The organism is Syntrophomonas sp. (genome assembly GCF_028707975.1).
Lineage (GTDB): Bacteria > Bacillota > Syntrophomonadia > Syntrophomonadales > Syntrophomonadaceae > Syntrophomonas.
The window spans coordinates 1-21,889 of the sequence record NZ_JAQVZX010000025.1 but is presented as its reverse complement, the minus strand read 5'-3'; the positions used below and the strand labels follow the sequence as shown (position 1 = coordinate 21,889).

At 47.5% G+C, this 21,889-nt stretch carries 18 protein-coding genes; 14 read left to right on the top strand and 4 right to left on the bottom strand.

Translation table 11 applies throughout. The features are described 5' to 3' along the window. Positions 1–50: 50 nt before the first annotated feature. The 6 genes from PHP87_RS05350 to uvrC all read left to right on the top strand — a co-directional run bounded on the left by PHP87_RS05350 (position 51) and on the right by uvrC (position 10,666). Positions 51–1,205, top strand: a complete 1,155-nt coding sequence (locus tag PHP87_RS05350; RefSeq protein WP_299919291.1) for a S41 family peptidase — start codon at positions 51–53, stop codon at positions 1,203–1,205. Positions 1,206–1,372: 167 nt separating this feature from the next. Beyond that, positions 1,373–2,614 carry a PDZ domain-containing protein gene (locus PHP87_RS05345; RefSeq protein WP_299919290.1) on the top strand — a complete coding sequence of 414 codons (1,242 nt, stop codon included), beginning with the start codon at positions 1,373–1,375 and terminating at the stop codon, positions 2,612–2,614. Between the two features lie 106 nt (positions 2,615–2,720). Continuing rightward, positions 2,721–3,851, top strand: coding sequence for a hypothetical protein (locus PHP87_RS05340; protein ID WP_299919289.1), 1,131 nt, complete (start codon positions 2,721–2,723; stop codon positions 3,849–3,851). A gap of 74 nt (positions 3,852–3,925) precedes the next feature. After that, positions 3,926–5,923 carry an excinuclease ABC subunit UvrB gene (uvrB, locus tag PHP87_RS05335; protein WP_299919286.1) on the top strand — a complete coding sequence of 666 codons (1,998 nt, stop codon included), beginning with the start codon at positions 3,926–3,928 and terminating at the stop codon, positions 5,921–5,923. Then, the gene (gene uvrA, locus PHP87_RS05330; RefSeq protein WP_299919283.1) at positions 5,920–8,748 is read left to right on the top strand and encodes an excinuclease ABC subunit UvrA; all 2,829 of its coding nucleotides are present in this window, start codon (positions 5,920–5,922) and stop codon (positions 8,746–8,748) included. Before uvrB ends, uvrA begins: the two co-directional genes overlap by 4 nt. 100 nt (positions 8,749–8,848) lie before the next feature. Then, the gene (gene uvrC, locus PHP87_RS05325) at positions 8,849–10,666 is read left to right on the top strand and encodes an excinuclease ABC subunit UvrC (RefSeq protein ID WP_299919281.1); all 1,818 of its coding nucleotides are present in this window, start codon (positions 8,849–8,851) and stop codon (positions 10,664–10,666) included. On the opposite strand, the gene PHP87_RS05320 is transcribed toward uvrC, so the two are convergent. After that, the gene (locus tag PHP87_RS05320; RefSeq protein WP_299919278.1) at positions 10,652–10,819 is read right to left on the bottom strand and encodes a hypothetical protein; all 168 of its coding nucleotides are present in this window, start codon (positions 10,817–10,819) and stop codon (positions 10,652–10,654) included. The two genes, uvrC and PHP87_RS05320, sit on opposite strands and share 15 nt — an antisense overlap. Before the next feature lie 150 nt (positions 10,820–10,969). Here PHP87_RS05320 and PHP87_RS05315 point away from each other — a divergent pair, with 150 nt between their 5' ends. The 8 genes from PHP87_RS05315 to rpoN all read left to right on the top strand — a co-directional run bounded on the left by PHP87_RS05315 (position 10,970) and on the right by rpoN (position 19,251). Next, on the top strand, positions 10,970–11,329 hold the full coding sequence (locus PHP87_RS05315) for a phage holin family protein (RefSeq protein ID WP_299919276.1): 360 nt from the start codon (positions 10,970–10,972) through the stop codon (positions 11,327–11,329). A gap of 261 nt (positions 11,330–11,590) precedes the next feature. Next, positions 11,591–12,421: a Cof-type HAD-IIB family hydrolase gene (locus tag PHP87_RS05310; protein ID WP_299919275.1), complete on the top strand. Its 831-nt coding sequence runs from the start codon at positions 11,591–11,593 to the stop codon at positions 12,419–12,421. Positions 12,422–12,695: 274 nt separating this feature from the next. Beyond that, positions 12,696–13,718: a bifunctional phosphoglucose/phosphomannose isomerase gene (locus PHP87_RS05305; RefSeq protein WP_299919273.1), complete on the top strand. Its 1,023-nt coding sequence runs from the start codon at positions 12,696–12,698 to the stop codon at positions 13,716–13,718. 72 nt (positions 13,719–13,790) lie between these two features. Next, on the top strand, positions 13,791–14,579 hold the full coding sequence (locus PHP87_RS05300; protein ID WP_299919271.1) for a PHP domain-containing protein: 789 nt from the start codon (positions 13,791–13,793) through the stop codon (positions 14,577–14,579). Then, positions 14,543–15,427, top strand: coding sequence for an RNase adapter RapZ (gene rapZ, locus PHP87_RS05295; protein WP_299919269.1), 885 nt, complete (start codon positions 14,543–14,545; stop codon positions 15,425–15,427). The genes PHP87_RS05300 and rapZ overlap by 37 nt, the downstream gene beginning before the upstream one ends. Next, positions 15,428–16,378, top strand: coding sequence for a YvcK family protein (locus PHP87_RS05290; RefSeq protein WP_299919266.1), 951 nt, complete (start codon positions 15,428–15,430; stop codon positions 16,376–16,378). Between the two features lie 189 nt (positions 16,379–16,567). Then, positions 16,568–17,518 carry a DNA-binding protein WhiA gene (gene whiA, locus PHP87_RS05285; protein WP_299919264.1) on the top strand — a complete coding sequence of 317 codons (951 nt, stop codon included), beginning with the start codon at positions 16,568–16,570 and terminating at the stop codon, positions 17,516–17,518. 344 nt (positions 17,519–17,862) lie between these two features. Next, positions 17,863–19,251: an RNA polymerase factor sigma-54 gene (gene rpoN / locus PHP87_RS05280; RefSeq protein WP_299919261.1), complete on the top strand. Its 1,389-nt coding sequence runs from the start codon at positions 17,863–17,865 to the stop codon at positions 19,249–19,251. A gap of 162 nt (positions 19,252–19,413) precedes the next feature. Here the strand turns inward: rpoN and PHP87_RS05275 are convergent, their stop codons facing one another. The 3 genes from PHP87_RS05275 to PHP87_RS05265 form a co-directional block, all read right to left on the bottom strand. Continuing rightward, entirely contained in the window at positions 19,414–20,370 is a 957-nt protein-coding gene (locus PHP87_RS05275) for an electron transfer flavoprotein subunit alpha/FixB family protein (RefSeq protein ID WP_299919260.1), read from the bottom strand. After that, positions 20,371–21,147, bottom strand: coding sequence for an electron transfer flavoprotein subunit beta/FixA family protein (locus tag PHP87_RS05270; RefSeq protein WP_299919259.1), 777 nt, complete (start codon positions 21,145–21,147; stop codon positions 20,371–20,373). A 41-nt stretch (positions 21,148–21,188) separates the two neighbouring features. Next, positions 21,189–21,889, bottom strand: a 701-nt coding sequence (locus PHP87_RS05265) for an acyl-CoA dehydrogenase family protein (RefSeq protein WP_299919256.1), incomplete at its 5' end; no start/stop codon positions are given.

Below are 21,889 nucleotides of genomic sequence, written 5' to 3'. Positions count from 1 at the left end.
AATTTTAAAATATAATTTCATATGGTGGTGGAGAATTGAGGAAGATCCGATTGTCAAATAGTTTTAAGAACTTTTTTTCTTTGGTGGGAATGCTGGTTGTGGTTGGCCTTTTGTTTGTTTGCATTACCAATGCCGCTGGTATAAGCACTCTTATCAGTGTATTAGGACTGGTGAAGAGCCAGGCTCTCTATGAAGTTAACAGCAGCCAGCTTATTCAAGGGGCAACGGCGGGGATAGTTGACTCCATGCGGGACCCATATTCCAAGTACCTGGATAAGCAAACCTGGAAGGATCTCAGAGAGAGGCTGGAAGCGGAATTCGGGGGAATCGGGGTTTATGTTCTACAGGATAATGAAGGCCGCCTGAAAATAATATCACCCATAAAGGATACTCCGGCCTTTAGGGAGGGGGTTAAGCACGGGGATATTATTTTGCGTATCAACAACAAAAACGCGTTGAATATGAGTACTGATGATGCCGTACACTTGATGCGGGGTGAACCCGGAACGCAATTGCTCTTGGGGGTATACCGGGAATCAGATAAGAAAGAATACGATTTTCGGATAATCCGGGAGATAATCAATGTTCCTTCAGTGGAAGACAAGATAATAAGCGAAAAACCCCGTATCGGTTATATAGGACTTAACCAGTTCCACTCTCGTTCTGCCGAAGAGATGAAAGAGAGTATAGATGAGCTGCTGGAGGAGGAAAAAATTGAGGGTTTGCTCTTGGACCTGCGCAACAATGGGGGCGGCGATTTTGATGCGTCCATTGCCATCGCCTCAATTTTTCTGGATGGGCAGGAGGTTGTAAGTATAGTCGACCGCAAAGGCAACAAAACCGTACACAAAGCCGGTCATGGCAAGTTGGATATACCGCTGGTGGTACTGGTAAATGGTGATAGCGCCAGTGCTTCGGAAATCCTGGCCGGAGCTCTGCAGGATAACAAACGGGCTTTGCTGGTGGGGGAAAAAACTTATGGCAAAGGTCTGGTGCAGACGGTTTTTCCCCTAAGCAATGGGGGAGCCTTGAAGCTAACGACTCAGAAGTACTTTACCCCTGATGGTACTGATATAAATGAAATCGGCATAAACCCGGACTACCAGGTAAAAAATGAGGTTAATAGTGCAGAGGATCAGCAGTTGCAAAAGGCGCTGGAAATCTTGAAAAAGCAGCTGAGCGGATCAGTGAGCAAAGCGTCTTGAACCTGGGTTAAAGTGAGGAGTGTAGCGGTTTGCAGGGGCAGGCTCCCGTGTCTGCCCATCGTATAGGAGTAAGGGGCGCCGGGTTTTTCGCTAAAAGGGAGCAAAGCTTGGCTCAGACCTTTAAACAAGATTGCAGTTTCCACTTCTTAGTTTAAGGAGGTGGCTCATTGGAACAGACATTAGCTGTTTTAGAGATGATGGGGCGAGTTTTTGTAACTACATTTACTTCGCCTCTTTTTATTTTAATATACCTGGGTCTTTTTATGATTGTAGCCTGGCAGTATAGACGACTGGATAAGCTTTCTGGGAGGATTCTGGATAATAGACGCAATAGCTACTGGCAGGCGGCCTTGCTATCAAGCTTCCTGGGTCTTCTGGGAGGGGGACTGGGAAGTATTCTGTTGGTTCTGCTGGGAATCAACCTGAACAACATAGGTATTTCGCAGTTATGGCTCCTGGCTATACTCTTGATGTTTATAAGTCCCCGCTTTTTGTGCTTTGCTTATGCTGGCGGAATACTTTCCCTGTTCAGTCTGCTTACTGGTTATCCGCAAATAAATATTCCTCACTTGATGGCTTTGATTGCCGTACTGCATATGGTTGAAAGCTTGCTCATCCTGCTGGATGGGAAATTTCAGCCTACCCCTGTTTATGTTAAAAAAAGTGGAATAGTTCAGGGTGGTTTCAACCTGCAAAAATTCTGGCCAATTCCTCTTATAGCCTTAATGGGTGTTGGCGTGCTTGAACCAGGCACCGGGGTCAATATGCCGGACTGGTGGCCTTTGCTTAAAGATTATCCTGCAGTTACACCGGATCAGACTTATGCTTTGCTTCCGGTTTTAGCTATTCTGGGTTACGGGGAAATAACCACTACCACAACCCCGGCGCAACGAATCCGCCATTCGGCGGGAAAGCTCTTTGCATTCAGTCTGATTTTGCTCTTGCTGGCCCTGGGGGCGTCCCGCTGGGAAAATTTGACTTTGGCGGCTGCATTGTTCAGCCCCCTGGGGCACGAGCTGGTAATTTTCTTGGGGCAGCAGGAAGAGAGGCGGAAGCAGCCTTTGTACCGGCAAAATGAATCTGGGGTTATGGTTCTGGATCTGCTCCCGGGAAGGGCAGCTGCCCGGGTAGGAATAAAATCTCAGGATATTATATTGAGCATGAATGCCCGGAAAGTGCGGAATCTATATGACTTGGAAGAAGAATGGGGGCAGTCGCGGGGCCCGGTTCACTTGGAGATATTGCGTGGAGGGAAAAGAATTGTATGCCAGCTAGACGAAAGTCGTGGAAAAGAGCTGGGCATCATTGCTGTACCTGACCACTATAGCCGCAGGTACCTGTTGCTGCAAGAAGATAATATATTTGAGCTTTTGCGGAGATTTTGGGAAAAATTAAAAAGGCTTTTTTAATGATGGGCAGGCAAGAGAACCGTCCCCTTGCCTGCCGCTGCCATGCTTATTCACACTTTGGATGCAAAATGAATAGACTAAAAAAACTGATATGGGGAGAGATTTTATGCTGGGTAAGCAAGGGATGATCCGATATGTTTTTACCAGCAGTAATACCGACGGGGGCTACTGCAGCTTTATGCCAAAATTGTTGGAAGGTCTGCAAAAAATCTTTATTTTGAAAGGACCTTCTGGTACTGGGAAGTCTAGCTTTTTGCGGCTTCTGGGTCAATCTATGGCGGAAAAGGGCTATGAAGTGGAAATGTGGTTATCAGCTCTGGATCCGGTTAATCCTGAGGGTTTATATTTACCCCAATTGGAGATAGCAGTAGTTAATGGCAGCCTGCCTCAGGCGATCGACCCCGGGTACCCGGCCGGGAGGGCGGAAATAATCAACCTGGGGGATTACCAGGATAGAAAAGCGGTGGCCTTAAGAAGCCGGGATATTATGGAATTGGTGCAAAAAGTAGAAAAGCACCATAGCAAAGCCTATAATATTTTAAAGAGCATTATCCAAACCAGGGAAGAGCTCCGGCAGCTAACTGCCCGTCATCTGGACCATGGGAGAATCAATCAGCTTTGTGGGGAGATTGAAGCCAGGCTGGCGGAGGAACAAGCCCGGGAAAGACATTATTTTGCCAGTGCGGTGACTGCTGATGGTATTATCAACTATATTGAAGAACTTAGTGCTGCCTGCCGGAAAAGGTATGTTTTCAAGGGGCCGGAGGGTTGTGGGAAATCGACCATGATTGCAAAACTAGCGCTTAAGGCAGCAGAAAAGGGTCATTTCCTGGAGTATTACCACTGTGGATTGGAGCCGGAAAGCTTAGTGATGGTTATTATAAGCAGTTCGCAGACTGCTTTGATAGATGCCGGAGAACTGGAGATAAGTTTAAAACCCTGGGATATTATAGTTGACCTGGGAAAGTGCCTAAAAGATTGTGATCCCAGTCTCTTGGGGATGAAAAACAGCCAGGCTTACCGAAACCATGAGGCCATGCTCTTGCAGGTTCAAGAAGAACTTGAAAATGCTTATTTGACCGTAAAGAAAATTAAAAAAATCTATTCAGCTGCGATGGATTATGAGGCGCTCGATAAGAAAAGAATAGAAATAGAGGAAGAATTGAGCTCTGACTTTCCTCACGCTGCTGGGGGGAAGGCGCGGAAGAAGCTGCCTGTGAAGTGTTCTGGGGAGTGAACAGGAGAAGCATCCCCTGGTTTGCTGTGAGCAAAATAAAAAGAATGTCCCTTGTTTGGAAGGTGAATTTAGCTATGCCGGAATTCAAATTACATTCATCCTATAAGGCTACTGGAGACCAGCCCCAGGCCATAAAACAACTTTTGCAGGGAGTGGCGGCAGGATTTCATGATCAGACCCTCCTGGGAGTAACCGGTTCTGGCAAGACTTTTACTATGGCCCGGATCATTGAAGAGCTGCAACGACCGGCCCTGGTTATGGCTCCCAATAAAACCCTGGCTGGGCAGCTCTATTCCGAGTTTAAACAGTTCTTCCCGGAAAACGCGGTGGAGTATTTTATAAGCTACTATGATTATTACCAGCCTGAGGCTTATGTTCCGCAGACTGATACCTATATTGAAAAGGATTCCTCCATTAATGATGAGATAGACAAGCTGCGTCATTCCGCCACTGCTGCGGTATTAGAGAGGCGCGATGTGATAATTGTGGCTAGTGTTTCCTGTATTTATGGCTTGGGTGCGCCGGAGGATTATTATTCTCTGGCGGTATCACTACGCCCGGGGATGGAAATAGCCCGGGATGATCTTTTGCGCCGCCTGGTGGACAATCACTATGAACGCAATGACTATTCTTTTTTTCGGGGGAACTTCAGGGCGCGTGGGGATATGGTGGAGATATTTCCCGCCTCCTCCAACGAGCAGGCTCTGCGGGTGGAATTTTTCGGCGATGAAATCGAACGCATTATTGAGTTTAACCCCTTGAGTGGGGAAATCATAGGCGGCCGTTTGCACAGCATGATATTTCCTGCTTCCCACTTCGTTACCAGCCGGGAACGCATGTTGGAGGCCGCCGGGCAAATCGAGGAGGAATTGGCACAGCAGTTGGCCCGCTTCAAAATGGAAGGCAAGCTTTTGGAGGCGCAGAGGCTGGAGCAGAGAACCCGCTATGATTTGGAAATGATAAGAGAGATAGGCTATTGCAAGGGGATTGAAAATTATTCGCGTTATATAACGGGACGAGCTCCCGGCGAAGCACCCTATACCTTGCTGGATTTTTTCCCCGATGATTTCTTGCTCTTTATAGATGAGTCCCATATTGGCGTGCCCCAGATTCGGGGTATGTATGAAGGGGATCGTTCGCGAAAACAGAATCTGGTGGATTTCGGTTTTCGACTGCCTTCGGCGCTGGACAATCGCCCCTTGAAGTTTGCAGAATTTCAGGAGAAGGTAAAACAGGTAATTTATGTTAGCGCCACCCCGGCCAATTATGAATTAGAGCAGAGCCGTCAGGTGAGTGAGCAGATCATACGACCGACCGGGCTGGTCGATCCGGAAGTAGAGGTCAGACCTACCAGGAACCAGATTGATGACCTTATGGCTGAGGCCCGGGCTATGGTGGATAAGGGCTTCCGGGTTCTGGTAACTACACTGACCAAGAGGATGGCGGAAGACCTGAGCGATTATCTGGCTGATACGGGTTTGAAGGTTCGCTACATGCATTCGGATATAGATGCTCTGCAAAGGCTGGAGATTTTAAGAGAGTTACGCAGCGGGGTTTTTGATGTTCTGGTAGGGATAAACCTGCTGCGGGAGGGGCTGGATTTACCGGAGGTAGCCCTGGTAGCTATACTTGATGCTGATAAAGAGGGCTTTTTACGCTCCGCCCGTTCGCTGGTTCAGACTATTGGTCGGGCTGCGCGCAATGTTGAGGGTAAGGTAATAATGTATGCGGACGAAATAACTCCATCGATGAAATCAGCCATTGATGAAACCAACCGCCGCCGCTTGAAACAATTGGAGTATAACCGGGAACACCATATTACTCCAGAAAGCATCAGGAAGGACATTCATGCTCCAGTAGAAGCCACCATTGCCGAAGAGGCGGTAGAATACGATATCCGTAATTTTCAAAAAATGGCGCGGGAGGAGAGGGAACGGCTCTTGCGTGAGATGGAGAGCGATATGTACCAGGCGGCAGAAAACCTGGAATTTGAAAGGGCAGCCCGCTTGCGGGACAGTATTCGGGAATTGCAGCAGCCAGTCAAGAAAGCCAGGAGACGGGGGAAAAGATGAAAAACCGTATTGTAATAAAAGGTGCGCGGGAGCATAATTTGAAAAACATTGACCTGGAGATACCCCGGGATCAACTGGTGGTATTCACCGGGGTGTCGGGCTCGGGCAAGTCCAGCCTGGCTTTTGATACTATATACAGCGAGGGACAGAGGCGCTATGTGGAGTCGCTCTCCACCTATGCCCGGCAGTTTCTGGGGCAAATGGACAAACCGGATATTGATCATATCGAGGGTCTTTCTCCTTCCATTTCCATCGACCAGAAATCGACCTCCAATAATCCCCGTTCCACGGTAGGGACGGTGACCGAAATCTATGACTACTTGCGCTTGCTCTTCGCCCGGGTGGGGAAACCGCACTGTCCGCATTGCCAGCAGCCCATCAAGAAACAGAGTGTGGATCAGGTGGTGGATAGCCTGCTCGCTTTGCCCGCCGGGAGGCGGCTCAAAGTACTGGCCCCTATTATCAAAGGGCAGAAGGGGGAGCACAAAAAAGTGCTGGAGAATCTTTTCCGCGATGGCTATGTAAGGGTGCTGGTAGATGGCTACGAGTACACGGCCGATGAGGAGATCGTCCTGGCCAAAAACCAGAAGCACGATATCTCTGCGGTAGTGGATCGCCTGGTGGTAAAAGAGGGTATCAGGAGCCGCCTGGCGGAATCGTTGGAACTGGCTTTCGAGCTGGGAGAAGGCATGGTGAAAGTGCAGCTGCTCCAGGAAGACGGCAGTGAGGAAGAGATTCTTTTCAGCCGGGATTTTGCCTGCCCGGAATGCGGTTTCAGCCTGCCGGAGCTCAGTCCGCGGATGTTTTCTTTCAACAGTCCCTTCGGGGCTTGCCCGGAATGTGGTGGATTGGGGGAGAAAAGGGAAATTGACCCGGATCTGGTCTTGGACAGGAACAAGAGCTTGGAGCAGGGGGCGGTAATTCCCTGGTCCAGCAATTTCCATACCTATTATAATCAAATACTGGCGGCCATGGCGGCGAGGAATAAAATCCCGCTGGATAAAGTTTTACAGGAATTGAGCCAGAAGCAGATAGATACCATCCTATACGGAAACGGCGGGGAGCGCTTTAAGATAGTCTACACCAATTCTTACGGAGAAACCGGCAGTTTTCGCTCCAGTTTCGAGGGAGTGGTCAACAATCTCCGGCGTCGTTACCAAGAGACCAAATCTGAGGCGGCTCGGGAGGATATCGAGAAATACATGAGTACCACTCTCTGCCCGGCTTGCCAGGGAAAGCGGCTGCGCTCCGAAATACTCTGGGTATTACTGGGGGGGAAAAACATTACCCAGCTAAGCGCTCTGTCCGTAAGGGAGGCCCTGGAATTTTTCACTTGCCTGGAGCTGAACGAGAGGGACTTTATCATTGCCCGGCAGGTTATAAAAGAAATCCGGGAGAGATTGAACTTTCTGGTGGATGTGGGCTTGGATTACTTGAGCCTGGATCGGGCGGCGGGAAGTTTATCCGGGGGAGAAGCCCAGCGCATTCGCCTGGCCACCCAGGTGGGATCCAGCCTGGTGGGGGTGCTCTATGTACTGGATGAACCGAGTATCGGACTGCATCCCCGCGATAATGACCGCCTGCTGGCCACCTTGAAGAGGCTGCGGGATTTGGGAAATACGGTAATTGTGGTAGAACACGATGAAGATACCATCAAAACGGCGGATTATATTGTGGATATTGGCCCCCGGGCCGGTATTCACGGGGGTAAGGTGGTGGCAGCAGGTCGCCTGGAAGATATAATGGCTGCCGAAGATTCGCTTACTGGTAAATACCTGGCCGGTAAAATGGAAATAGAAATACCCTCTCAGCGGCGTAAGGGAAATGGGCAGAAACTCTTGCTGCAAGGGGCGGTGGAGCATAACCTGAAAGAGATTGATGTGGCCATACCCCTGGGCCGATTGGTGCTTATTACTGGTGTCTCAGGTTCGGGCAAAAGCACTTTGGTGGAAGATATTATCTACCCGGCCTTGATGAAGGAGCTACATGGGGGTCGTCATCGTCCCGGTACTTATAAGCAGATGGAAGGAATGGAAAATATTGATAAAATAATAAATATTGACCAGTCCCCCATCGGGCGTACTCCACGATCCAATCCCGCTACCTATACCGGAGCTTTCGATGGTATCCGGGAGCTGTATTCCAATACTGGAGAAGCCCGCTTGCGCGGTTACCGGCCGGGGCGCTTCAGTTTCAATGTACGGGGGGGACGCTGCGAGGCTTGTTCCGGAGATGGGATAATAAAAATAGAAATGCATTTTCTGCCCGATGTCTACATCCCTTGCGAGGTCTGCAAGGGTAAACGCTATAACCGGGAGACCCTGGAGGTCAAGTATCGGGGTAAAAGCATAGCTGATGTCTTGGCAATGACGGTGGATGAAGCGGTGGAAATTTTCGAGAATATCCCCCGGGTTTATCGAAAACTCAAGGTCTTGCAGGATGTGGGCCTGGGTTATATTCAATTGGGACAGGCAGCACCCAGTCTTTCCGGAGGGGAGGCTCAGCGGGTGAAACTGGCCACCGAACTCTCCAAGCGCTCCACCGGCAAGACCCTGTATATACTGGATGAGCCCACCACTGGCTTGCATAAAGAAGATGTTAAACATTTGCTTACGGTGCTAAACAAATTGGTAGATAATGGCAATACCGTCCTGGTTATCGAGCATAACCTGGATATAATCAAATCCGCTGACCATATAATCGATCTGGGGCCGGAAGGCGGAGAAAAAGGCGGCTATATAGTAGCTGAAGGAACCCCGGAGGAATTAGCCCGGCACCCCTTGTCTTATACCGGCAGGTATTTGCAGCTTGTCTTGGGACGCTAGGCATCGGAGGACGGATGGTGGAGGACGGAGGGGGTTTAGTTATGACTCTACTGTATAAACCCCTGTTGATGCAAGCTTGGGGGCATGGGGTGAGGGAAGAATGGGTGATGAGATGCTGAAGGAAAGATTGAAAAAGGTACCGCTGCAGTCTGGGGTCTATTTGTTCAAGAACCGGGAGGGCCAGGTGCTTTATGTAGGCAAAGCCCGAGTTCTGCGCCAGCGGATGCGCTCCTATTTTCAAGCCCCGGAGAAAATGCATCCCAAGGTGAAGGCCATGATGGCTCGGGTGAGTGACTTTGATTTTATTGTTACCCATACGGAAATGGAAGCGCTGATCCTGGAAAACAACCTTATAAAGGCTTATAAACCACGCTATAATATCGATTTGCGCGATGACAAGAGCTATCCTTACATCAAAGTGAGTATGGCTGATAGATTTCCGCGAGTTTATTTGGCCCGGGAGAAAAAAGACGGAATGTCACGCTACTTTGGACCCTATACCAATGTTACTTCCCTGCGCGATACGCTTAAGCTGCTTAATGCTGTTTTTGGATTACGCAGCTGCCGGACGATGAAATCCCGGCGCCGACCCTGTCTCAACCGGGACATGGGCAAATGCCTCTCCCCTTGCAGCGGCGAGATTTCAGAAGAAGAATATGGGCGGAGGGTTGAAGCTTTAATCACTTTCCTGGAGGGCAATTTCCAGGAGATAGTGCAGGAAAAAGAAAAAGAAATGACTATGGCGGCCAGGAATCTGGAGTTCGAAAAAGCCGCCCGCCTGCGGGATCAAATCCAATCTATACGCCAGCTGGGTGAAAAACAGAAGATTGAGCTGGCTTCACCCTGTGAATTTGATTTGGTGGGGATATTGAGCGGGGAAAGGGAGAATCTGGTTCTGCTTTTTAAAATCCGTTCGGGGAAGATAGTGGGCAAAGACACCTTCTGGTTAAACCGACCGATTCAGGAGGATGAGAATGAGGCCATGGAATTCTTTATTAAACAATATTATGATGAAAACCTGGATATTCCGCCGCAGATACTCTTGAGCCACCTGCCTTCCGATTTCAAATTGCTGGAGGCCTGGCTGAAATCCAGAATAGCCCGCCGGGTAGAACTTCGGGTTCCGCAGAGAGGAGAAAAGAAGCAGGTTCTGGATATGCTGCTGGAAAATGCTCGTCTGCTCTTGGAGGAGAAACAGCGGGAGGAAAACACCCAAAATGCTGCTCTGCTGCATTTGAGCCAGGTCTTGGACTTGGAAGCAGTGCCTGATCGTCTGGAATGTTTTGATGTATCTCACCTGGGCGGGGAGGAAACAGTGGCTTCCATGGTGGTTTTCCGCGGAGGTCAGCCGCAGAAAAAGGCATACCGGCATTTTAAAATCAAGACAGAGCAGAATAATGATACCGCGTCATTGGCTGAAGCGGTGGAAAGGCGTTTCCAGAATGCCCGCCAGGCTAATCCGGCTTTTTTGCCTGAGCCGGATTTGATATTGGTAGATGGTGGCCGGGGGCAGGTTAATGCCGTGGCCGCAGTATTAAAGGTAATGGACATTGATATTCCCCTCTTCGGGCTGGCCGAAAAGAATGAGGCGATATATCGCCCCGGCAGTGCTGAACCTTTACTGCTAGCGGCCCGGGATAATGGACTGCAGCTGCTGCAGAGGCTGCGGGATGAAGCTCATCGCTTTGCCATTGAATATAACCGGAAAAGAAGGAGCCGTAAAGTCAGGGCCTCGGCTCTGGATGGAATACCGGGAATAGGGGAGCAGAGGAAAAAGAGCCTGCTGGCTCACTTCGGGTCGGTAGCCAGGATTAAGGAGGCTTCGCTGGATGAAATAGCGGCAGTACCGGGTATGAACCGGAAAGCAGCCGGGGCGGTGCTGGATTTCTTCAAAGAATCAGGGCTAGGAGTCAAATGAAAAATCCGTTGCCGTGTTAGCTTTGTTTCTCTCCACTATCAGCGAAAATTGGGAGATAAAAGAAATGAAATCTACCAAAATAGCTGAAAATCCGGGTCCATTATTCTTTATGCTGCTTCTGGCAACTATGGCGGCTCTATAATCCGCCCTCATTAGCCAGGAAAACTCCACTTGTCAGAATATTTCCCGGGAAATAAGTCGAAGTGGGAAAAAAGCTGTTGGAATAAGCTGCAAAATTCCGTATGATTAAAGTAAGGGATTTATGACTATCGGGAATTCTTGGCGAGAAAGGAGGGGGCTCATTTGCAGGGTTGGGTGCTCAGGTGGTTTTTAAATATCCTGGCCATTGTTATTACCGCAGCTTTATTGGAAAATTTCCAACTTACACTCTGGGGGGCCATTGTCGGATCCATATTTCTAGGAATAGTAAATGCTGTAATAAGGCCGCTATTGATTATCTTGACTTTACCTTTGAATATTATTTCGTTGGGGCTTTTCACCTTTGTTATTAACGGTGTAATGCTGTGGATAACCTCGGCTACGGTCAAGGGATTTGACATTCACGGATTTGGCTGGGCTATTGTCAGCGCTTTGCTTATTAGTATCATTAGTTTTGTCATCAGCTTCTTTATTGATGATAGAACCTTTAGATTTAGGAATTAGGCTTTATCCGATGTTTCATTTGTGTTTCAACAATGTTTCTTGCATATTTATACAACCCTTATGCAAGAAATAGGATATCTGCAGTATTATCATTGTATAATTGGACAAGGAGCCGGGCCTGTGCTCGGCTTTTGTGTCAAGAGGGCGATTCTTGTGAGGCGATGTCACCGGTTTGATTATGACTGATAAACTGCGGTCATGGGAATAAGTAATTTTAATCGGGTAAAATGAACTGCATAGAATTAGGACTGGGGGAAAAAGATGTCCATAGAATTAGTGGCGATTGACCTGGATGATACCCTGCTTGATTCCGAGTGGAAGATAGCGGAATCAAGCCTCGAAGCCATCAGGCAGGTGCAAGAAAAAGGAATAATGGTAACTCTGGCTACCGGGCGCATGTTTCGTTCGGCCTTACCCTACGCCCGACAGTTAAAGGTAGATATTCCATTAATAACCTATCAGGGAGCCCTGGTAAAAAACTCGCTTTCTGAGGAGGTTCTTTACTATGAACCGCTGCCGCGCAAGCTGGCGACTGAGGTTATGAAGCTTTTCAAGGAGCAGGGAATATTTTTTCAGAGCTATTTTAATGATTGCTTTTGTATTGAGAGCTGGAGCCCGGAAGCAGAATATTATGCGGAATTATCAGGAATAAAGCCCTTGTTCTATGAAGACCTCATTGCTGTTTCCCGGGAACAAGATACACCCAAAATCTTAGCCACCGTCTTTGATGAAAGGCTCATACTGTCAATGGAAGAGGAATTGAATCGGCGTTTTGGGGAGGAATTATATATTACCCGTTCCAAACCAGTATTCCTGGAGGTGATGAGCCGTTACGCAGATAAAGGGCAGGCTTTAAAGATGCTGGCCCAACACTATAGCATCCCACGGGAAAAAGTTCTGGCAATGGGCGACAGTTATAATGACCTGGCCATGATAAAGTGGGCTGGAATCGGCGTAGCCATGGGCAATGCTCCGGAAGTGGTAAAAGAAGCCGCTGATTATCTGGCTCCCTCCAATGAGGATGAAGGGGTGGCTCAGGTCTTGCATGAATTAGTACTTAATAAAATATATCACGGGGAACCTATCTTCTGATATATAAGGATTGATTAATAAGAAAAGTGAGGCGTAAAGGGTAAGGTGTGAGCTTACACCTGCCGTAATAGAAGGATGGAAAGCCGGGGAAGATAAACTGACAGCAATTTTACCTGAACTAGGAGGCTCTAATCCCTTCGGTCGCTTTTAAGGTTGCTGAGCGGTATATTTATGCACACTAATGCATATTTATTATTTTTTGCAGTGACATCAAGGTTGCATAAATAAAAGTATTGCCGTAGGGAGTACTTGGGAAAGGAAGGTTAAAGCTGATATGACAGTTGAGAAAATGAGGGATTACCTGTATAACCTGCCGGAGCAGTTTGCCGAAAGCTTGAAGATGGAATTTGACTTTATCGAGGACTATTGTTCTGACTATGAAAATATTGTGGTTGCCGGTCTGGGAGGTTCAGCCATTGGCGGAGATATACTGCGTACTTTTGCTCTCCAGAAAGCAAGGATACCGGTATTGGTAAACCGCGATTATGATATTCCCGCTTTTGTGGGCGAGAAGACCCTTTTCTGTGCGGTCAGCTATTCAGGGAATACCGAAGAGACCTTGAGTGCTTACAAGCAAGCGCGGGAACGGGGGGCAGATATCGTCTGCTTTAGCAGCGGGGGGGAACTGGAAAAGATGGCTCGACTGGATGGCAAACCGGTGGTAAAAGTACTGGCAGGTCTGGTACCGCGAGCGGCTACCGGCTATCTTTTCGCTCCGCTGGCTTTATTGCTGGAAAAGTTAGAGATAATACCCGGTGTAAGGATAGAATTGGAGGAATGTGTTCGGGTTTTGCGGGATACCCGCGATAGTTTTCATTCGGATATCGAGTTGGAGAAAAACCCCGCCAAACAAATAGCCCGAGAGCTTAAGGACAGTATCCCTATAATCTGGGGTAGTACCGGTATTTCTGAGGTGGCAGCTCTGCGCTGGAAAGCCCAGATTAACGAGAATGCCAAATCCCCGGCCTATTACCACGTTTTTCCTGAGCTCAACCACAATGAGATTGTCGGTTTTGAAGTTCCGGCCGAACTTGTATCCCGGCTATCCGTAGTCATATTGAAAGACCGTTTTGATCATGAGCGGGTAAAGCAGCGTATGGAAATAAGCCGGGATATAATCAAACAGAAAGTTAAGGGTTTTGTTGAGGTGGAAAGCCGGGGTGAATCATTCCTGGCAAGACTATATTCGCTCTGTTATACGGGAGATTATGTCAGTTTTTATCTGGCTTTGGAATACGGAATAAACCCAACTCCGGTAGCATTAATCGACTACCTGAAGGCGGAACTGGCTAAATGATGAAGCTGATGGGGGAACCACGCTTTTGATAAACAGGGAGTCCCCTTGATATATGATCCAAGGAGTTTTGTGATGAAGTTTTATGGTGATTACCATACCCATTCCCGGCATAGTGATGGCAGACAGAGTGAGGTGGATATTATTGCAGCGGCGAGAAGGAGGGGGCTCAAAGAGGTGGCTATAACTGACCACGGACCCCTGGCAGCTGTTATCGGGGTGGAGAGTGCTAGCGAATATTCTCTGATAAGAGAGAGGATAGACGAGGTCGGATGGAATGAGGAGGGACTGCGGGTTCTGGTCGGTGCCGAGGCCAATATCCGGGATTTAAATGGAACTCTGGATATCCCTCAGAGCGTAATTGAGGGTTTAGACCTCCTCATTGCCGGTATGCATCCCTACACTTTGCCTACTACGCTCAAGGACGCCTGGGACTTATTTGCCCGCAATTCGCTGCGTCATCTGGGGGCAGCGCAGCGGGAAAAGGCTGTCAGTGCCAATACCAAGGCTTGCAAAGAGGCTATTTACCAAAACCCGGATCTGGACATATTGGCTCATCCCGGTCTTTTTTTTACGGTGGATGTCCAGGAAATAGCACAGGCTTGTGTGCAGAAAGAGGTTTTGTTTGAAATAAATTGCGGTCACGAGCACCCCGATATATCTGATATAATGGAGGCAGAGCTGGTGGGGGTTGATTTTATAGTCAACAGCGATTCCCATTTTGAAGAAAGTGTAGGAAAACTGGATTATGGTGTTCAGGTAGTTAAACATCTGAAGATTGACCCGGAAAGAGTGGTCAACCTGGAAACGGGGGGAGGTTATTCGCAATGGGGGAAAAAAATGAAGAACTGCAGATACTCATAATTACCGGTTTATCGGGAGCCGGAAAAACCCAGGCAATAAACTGTCTGGAAGATATCGGTTTTTATTGTGTAGATAATCTTCCTCCCGCCTTGCTGTTCAAATTTGTCGAACTAAGCATGCAATCCGCAGGCATAAAAAAGGTGGCCTTGGTCATTGATGTCCGGGGAGGGGATTTCTTCCCGGATCTGTCCCTGATTCTGGAGGAATTGGAGGACAGCCAGATTAATTACCAGATTATTTTCCTGGAAGCCTCGGATGAGGTTCTGGTTCGCCGTTTTAAAGAGTCCCGCCGCCGCCATCCCTTGGCCAGCTCCTCGCGACTGCTGGAGGCCATTCAGGAGGAAAGAAGAATACTGCAGGAACTGAGAGGGAAGGCCCACCTTTTGATTGACACTTCCAATCTTAGTCCCCGGGAACTGAAGGAAAAACTGGATTGCCGTTTTAGCGAGGATGAGTCCGTGCGCTTTTCCGCCAGCATAGTCTCTTTTGGTTACAAGCTGGGACTGCCTATGGATTCTGACCTGGTATTCGATGTCCGATTTTTGCCCAATCCCTTTTATGACCCGATGATGCGGACTATGACGGGTAAAGACTCCATGGTAATAGATTATGTACTGGATTCATCGGTCACCAAATCCTTTATGCGGCGATTTTTAAACCTTCTAAAATACCTTATTCCATATTATATTAAAGAAGGCAAAACCAATTTGGCCATTGCTATTGGCTGCACTGGAGGACAGCACCGCTCGGTGGTTTTAGCCGATTATACCGGAAAACAGCTGGAGAAGATGGGATATAATGTAATTGTTCGGCATAGAGATATTGCAAAACACAAAATGGAGGAGTAAATGGCAGCAGTTGTAAAGGAAGCGAAAGTTGTGGTTATTGGTGGGGGGACGGGACTGTCCGTTCTGTTAAAAGGATTAAAAAAATACACTTCCCACCTGACGGCAATAGTAACGGTTAGCGATGATGGAGGAAGTTCCGGTCGTTTGCGAGCGGAAATGGGGGTTTTGCCACCGGGGGATATTCGCAACTGCCTGGTGGCCTTGGCGGAGACGGAGACCCTGATGGATAAGGTGTTTCAGCACCGCTTTGACCATCAGGGTAGCTTGAAAGGCCATAATCTTGGTAATTTATTGTTGGTTGCCATGACCGAAATTGCGGGGGATTTCGTTTCCGCTATTCAAGAAGTAAGTAAAGTATTGAAGGTTCGTGGTCGGGTATTACCTGCCACCCTGGAACATGTGGCTCTGGGAGCCCGTATGAGAGACGGGATATTAATATATGGTGAGACATCCATCAGGAACTATGGGGAAGAAATCGAGAATTTATTTCTGGTACCAGAAAAATGCCTGCCAGTGCCAGATACTTTGGAGGCCATTATGGAGGCGGACATAATTGTGCTGGGTCCAGGCAGTCTCTATACCAGTATTATTCCTAACCTCCTGGTGGATGGGATAGGTGCGGCCCTGGCAGAATCCAAAGCCCGGAAGGTCTATGTTAGCAATATTATGACCGAGCATGGAGAGACGGATAGTTTTACTGCTGTTGACCACCTGCGGGTGATAATGAGATATCTGGAGAGGCCCGCTATTGAATATATAATTGTAAATAATGGCATTATTGATGAATGGATATTGAAAAGATATCGTGGAGAGCAAGCGCTTCCGGTGTTGTTTAACCGCTCGGAAATCGAAGCTATGGGTATTAAGCTTATTGAGGCGGATATGCTTTCTCATTGTGACCTGGCCTGGCATGACTCCGACAAATTGGCCCGGGTTATTATGAACCTATGATGCAGTGAAGCTTATCACTTCCCCTGGCTGGATTATTGTTAATAATTGATGTCACTGCAAGAAGTAATAAATACGCCTTCGTTTAGGTGTTGCATTCATGCTTTGCCAAGGCTCGCTTGTATATTTATACAAACCTTATGCAACAAAATGAGTTTTGCGGTGGAGTCATAGTTGGGAAGAGGAGCAGCTATGAGTTTTTCCAGTGATGTTAGGAACGAACTGGCCCGGATTATTCCGGAAAAGGAATGTTGCCGCGAGGCAGAACTGGCCGCCCTGCTGGCTGTCAGCGGAGATCTTGCTGCGGACGAAGACGGCCGGCGGGTCCTAAGAGTGCAAGCAGATAACGCGGCTACTGCCAGGAAAATCATCACTCTGCTCAAGGAGAATTACCACCAAATACAATCAACGGTCAAGGCAGTTGAACAAAGGAGATTTAAAAAGAAACGGATATATGAGGTTAATGTACTCCTGGACGGAGGAGATGAAGCCCTGAATAAAGACCTGGAAGAGATTCTCCTGCTCCTGGAAAAGGAAAAATTTACAGCTCTAAATCGTTCGCTGCTTGTGCGGACATGCTGCAAGCGGGCTTATCTGCGGGGCATATTTTTAAGTCGCGGCTCAATTAATCGTCCGGAAGGAGAATATCATTTAGAATTGGTTTTGAATGATAATCGACTGGCTTTTGCGGTTCAAAAAATGCTGGATAAATTTGAACTGGAACCTGGCCTGGTGGAGAGGAAAAACCATTGGGTTGTTTATCTCAAAGAAAGTGAAAAAATCGTAGATTTTTTACGAGTGGTGGAAGCAAGCCGAGCCTTATTGAACTTTGAAAATGTTCGTATAATCAAATCTGTACGCAATGATGTCAACCGGCAGGTCAATTGTGAAACGGCTAACCTGAGCAAGACCATTGATGCTTCGGTACGACAGCTTGAACTTATTGGGAGGCTGTTTAAAGAACAAGGTTTAGAGCTTCTTCCCGGGAACTTGCGGAATTTGGCTGAAATGAGAATGGTCTATCCGGATGCTAGTTTAAAGGAACTGGGGGTTATGCTGGATCCGCCTTTGAGCAAGTCAGGGGTGGCTTATCGTATGCGAAAACTAGAGGAAACGATAAAGGAGATACTGCAGGAAGATTAAACCATTTTTGTCATGCTATTAACTACAAGCCAAGGCAGGATATTATCTGGCTGGTGGAGAATAGTTTTTTATACTTGCTTGTGTCTATACTCAGCTTGTATTCCTCTTCTGTTTACCCTTTGATAATCAACGCTCGGGGCGTAGAAGATAATACGAGAACAAGAAACACTTGGACGAATAATCTGAATTACGACCTGGCACGCAGATAAATTTTAGTAGTTCCCGGAGGGTAATTTGCGCTGATTCATTATGAGTTAACGCTGATAGGAATAAAAACTGGAAAAAATGGGGTTTTCGCAGGCGAATTATATTTATTTAGATAGAGATATAAGGGGAGACAAGATATGAAATTAGTTCAGGATATTTCTATTCAGCAGCAGCAAAAGCTGTTGATGACGCCTGAATTGCGTCAGGCTATAGCCATTTTACAGATGTCCACCCTTGAATTGAATGAGTATATTCAAAGAGAATTGGAAGAGAATCCTTTTTTGGAGGAAAAAGAGGCTGAGGAAAACGTGGACTATGAAAAGGAGGCTGCTGACAACAGTGATAACAGCAAACTGGAAGATTGGCTTGATTATTACAACGATCGTGATATTGGCTTTTTAAATAGAGAAGCGGAAACAGAGAAATCCTTTGAGAATTTTTTTGCTCGGCGACCGAGTCTTTATGAACACCTTGAATTTCAACTGCGTTTGAGCTGCAAGAACCGAGATGAGCTGGTAATAGGCAATTATTTAATTGGCAGTATTGATAACAATGGCTACCTGGGTATGGATTTGAAGGAGATTGCATCTCATTTGGAGGTGAACCTGGAACAGGTAGAGGAAGTTTTGGAGATAGTTCATTCTTTTCATCCTCATGGTGTTGGGGCCCGGGATCTGCCGGAATGCCTTTTGTTGCAACTCAAGCATTACGGCAAAGAGAGTTTTTTGGCCCGGGTAATGATAGAACAGCACATGGATGACCTGGCCCGCTGCAGGTTAAATAAAATAGCTCAGGCTCTTTCGGTCCCGGTTCACCAGGTTCAGGAAATATCCGACTTAATCCGAACCCTGGATCCCCGGCCTGGCTTGCAGTATAGCAATATTAATGAAATCAAATATATAATTCCCGATGTATTTGTCGAGAAAGTGGAAGGTGAATACATAGTAATTGTAAACGATTTCCATTTTCCACGCTTGATGGTTAATCAACTTTATGGAAATATCCTGCGTCAGCCTGACTCCTTTCCTCAGGATACCAAAAAATACCTGGAGGATAAAATGGGTTCAGCGATATGGCTTATTCGCAGTATAGAACAGAGGCGAATGACTCTGTACAAAGTGGCCCGTTGTATTGTTGACATACAAAGCGAATTCCTGGACAAAGGGATCGAGTTTTTAAAACCGCTTAATCTCCGTCAAGTGGCGACAATAGTTGATGTGCATGAATCAACGGTTAGCCGGGCCACCACCAATAAGTATATTCAAACCCCGCAGGGTTTATTTGAATTGAAGTATTTCTTTGGGGTTGGTCTGGAATCTGGTTATGGCCGGGAGAAGGTTTCCAGCAAGAGCATCAAACGCAAGGTAGAGGAGATTATTGCCGAGGAAAATAGCCTCAAGCCTTTGAGTGACGAGGCTATTGCCCAGCTTCTGAAGAAACGGGGTTATCGTATTTCCCGAAGAACTGTTACCAAATATCGCCAGGAAATGGGCATACCCGCGACCACCTCACGCAAAAGGTTTTAGTTGGAAAGTGAGGAGTTCTTCGTTGCTTACAGAGAGAAAAAGAGTGCTTCTTGCCCCGAAAGGGGACAGGAAACACTCTTTTTTTCGCTTGCAAAAAGTAATAATATTATGCTTTTATGCTTATGCACTCTTATGCAACGAAAGGAGTTTTGCAGTAGAGTATTATTTCTTCAGCCCTTCAATAATCAGGGGAAGAACCTTATAAAGGTCTCCTTGAATAGCATAGTCGGAGACGGCAAATATGGGAGCGTTTTCATCATTGTTTATGGAACAGATGATGCGAGCGTCACGGATACCGGTAATATGCTGAATCTGACCAGAAACACCGATGCCGATATAAAGCTCTGGTTTAACCTGTATTCCCGAAAGGCCTATACAACATTCTTCCGGCAGCCAATGCATTTCATCAGAAATAGGACGGGTACAGCCTATTTCTGCTCCCAGTAAATCAGCCAGTTCCCGCACGAGGGTGAGGTCTTCTTCCTTTTCCACTCCCCGGCCCACGCAGAGCAGGATTCTAGCCTCAGTAAGAGCAGCAGCTTCATGGGTTCGGGTCTTTTTCCCCAGAATCTTTACTTTTGACGGAGGTGCAGGCGGCAGTTCCCGTATATTGCCTGTTCTTCCCTCCTGCACAGCAGCAGGGCTAAAGAGACGGGGAGGAATGGTGGCCATCTGGGGGCGGGTGGGTATCGAAACCCTTTGCACCGCTGCACCACCAAAAATAAGCCGCTCCATTATCAAACTCTGGTCGTCAGCACTTAGTTCTAGAGAAATACAGTCACTGCACAAACCGGTGTTTAAACGGGCGGCAATACGGGCTGCCAGCTCTTTTCCACGTAAAGAAGAACCGATAAGGAAAACATCAGGTTTTTCCTGTAAAACTTCGGCAACTATTAGCGGAATACAAGCCATAAAATCCTCATCTTCGGCCAGGGGAGGGAGATAGAGTATCTCATCGGCACCACGGGCAATACAGTCATGGGCTTTTTCATCATTCCCAGCATTATGGGGAAGGATAACCACGATTTTACTGGCCAGCTTTTGGGCCAGTTCCGTTCCCCCCTGTATTAGTTCGAGATTATGTTCGTAGTCTTCAGCAAAAACCCAAATTCCCGCCATCTATTTCACCCCCCGAGCAATTATTCCCTTGCTTTGAAGAGTATCCAGCAGAAACGCGATATCTGCGGCCTCATCGCTGAGTTTCTGCCCGTTACGCTCCATATTGGCTTTGAAGCTAGCCAGGACTTGCAGGCATGGGGCAAAATTTCCGGATAGTTCATCTTTAACGATTTCGATTACTGGTTTTTTGGAAGCCGCCAGGGTATCTCTAAGTCCGGGTATTCGCGGAGAATTAATATCGGGCAATACCGTTAAAAGAGCCGGAAGGCTTAGCGAAACAGTTTCGATACCGTCATCTGCTTTTCGTTCGGCAATGAGCTGCTCTCCTGCCAAATCTATCTTGCTTACCATGGTAACGCATGGAATATCGAGAAGTTCAGCCAGCCGCGGGCCTACTTGTTGGGCATAAAGGTCGCTTGATCCCTCGCCGCAGATGATCAGGTCATATTCTGTTTTGGCAGTTATGACATCAGCCAAAATAGCTGCGGTTTGCGCCGGCTCCAAATTCTCAAAAGAGGGATCATTAATAAAATAAGCTTTTTCCGGGCCGCGGGAGAGGGCATCCTTAACCCCCTTGGTATCGTAAGGATGACCTACGGTAATGGCTGCCACGCTGCCGCCATATTTTTCATAGAGCTGGATCGCTTCTTCAATGGCATTGCGGTCATAGTCGCTCATTTTCTTATCGGCATATTCCAAATCCAGCTCCGGCGAGCTGTCAGTTCTTATATAAGCTTCGTCAACCACCCATTTATAACAAGCAATAATTCGGGGCATAAAAACACCTCGTTTCTTAATCCCAGGCCATAATCTAAGGCTTAGCGCAAAAGATTTCCTGCTATAACCATACGCTGGGCTTCTGAGGTACCCTCGTATATTTCGGTAATTTTGGCATCGCGCATCAGGCGCTCAACTTTCTGACCTTTAATATAACCGTAGCCCCCGTGGATCTGCACCGCTTTGGAAGTATGACGAGTAGACATTTCCGCAGCGAAAACCTTGGCCATGGCAGCTTCCTTGGTGAAAGGTTGTTTCTGGTCTTTTAAGAAAGCGGCATAGGAATAGAGGAAACGCGCGGCGGCAATATCGGTAGCCATATCGGCAATCATCCACTGAATGGCCTGGTTTTTGGATATGGGTTTGCCAAACTGGATGCGCTGCTTGGAATAGCTTATGGACTCGTCCAGAGCAGCCTGGGTAATACCAACGGCCTGGGCGGCAATGCCGATACGGCCATGGTCAAAAGAGGACATAGCTATCTGCAACCCCTGCCCTTCTTTGCCCAGCAGGTCTTCCCGGGGAACCCGGCAGTCTTTCAAAATAATCTCCGAAGTCTGGGAAGCTCTTATGCCCATTTTATAAAAATGTTGTCCCACTTTAAGACCGGGATTGTCCTTGGAGATAATAAAGGCGCTCAATCCTTTGCCTCCCAGGGATTTGTCAGTAAAGGCAAAAACCACAAAAGTATCAGCAACCGGGCCGTTGGAAGTAAAGGTTTTGATTCCGTTGAGCACATAGC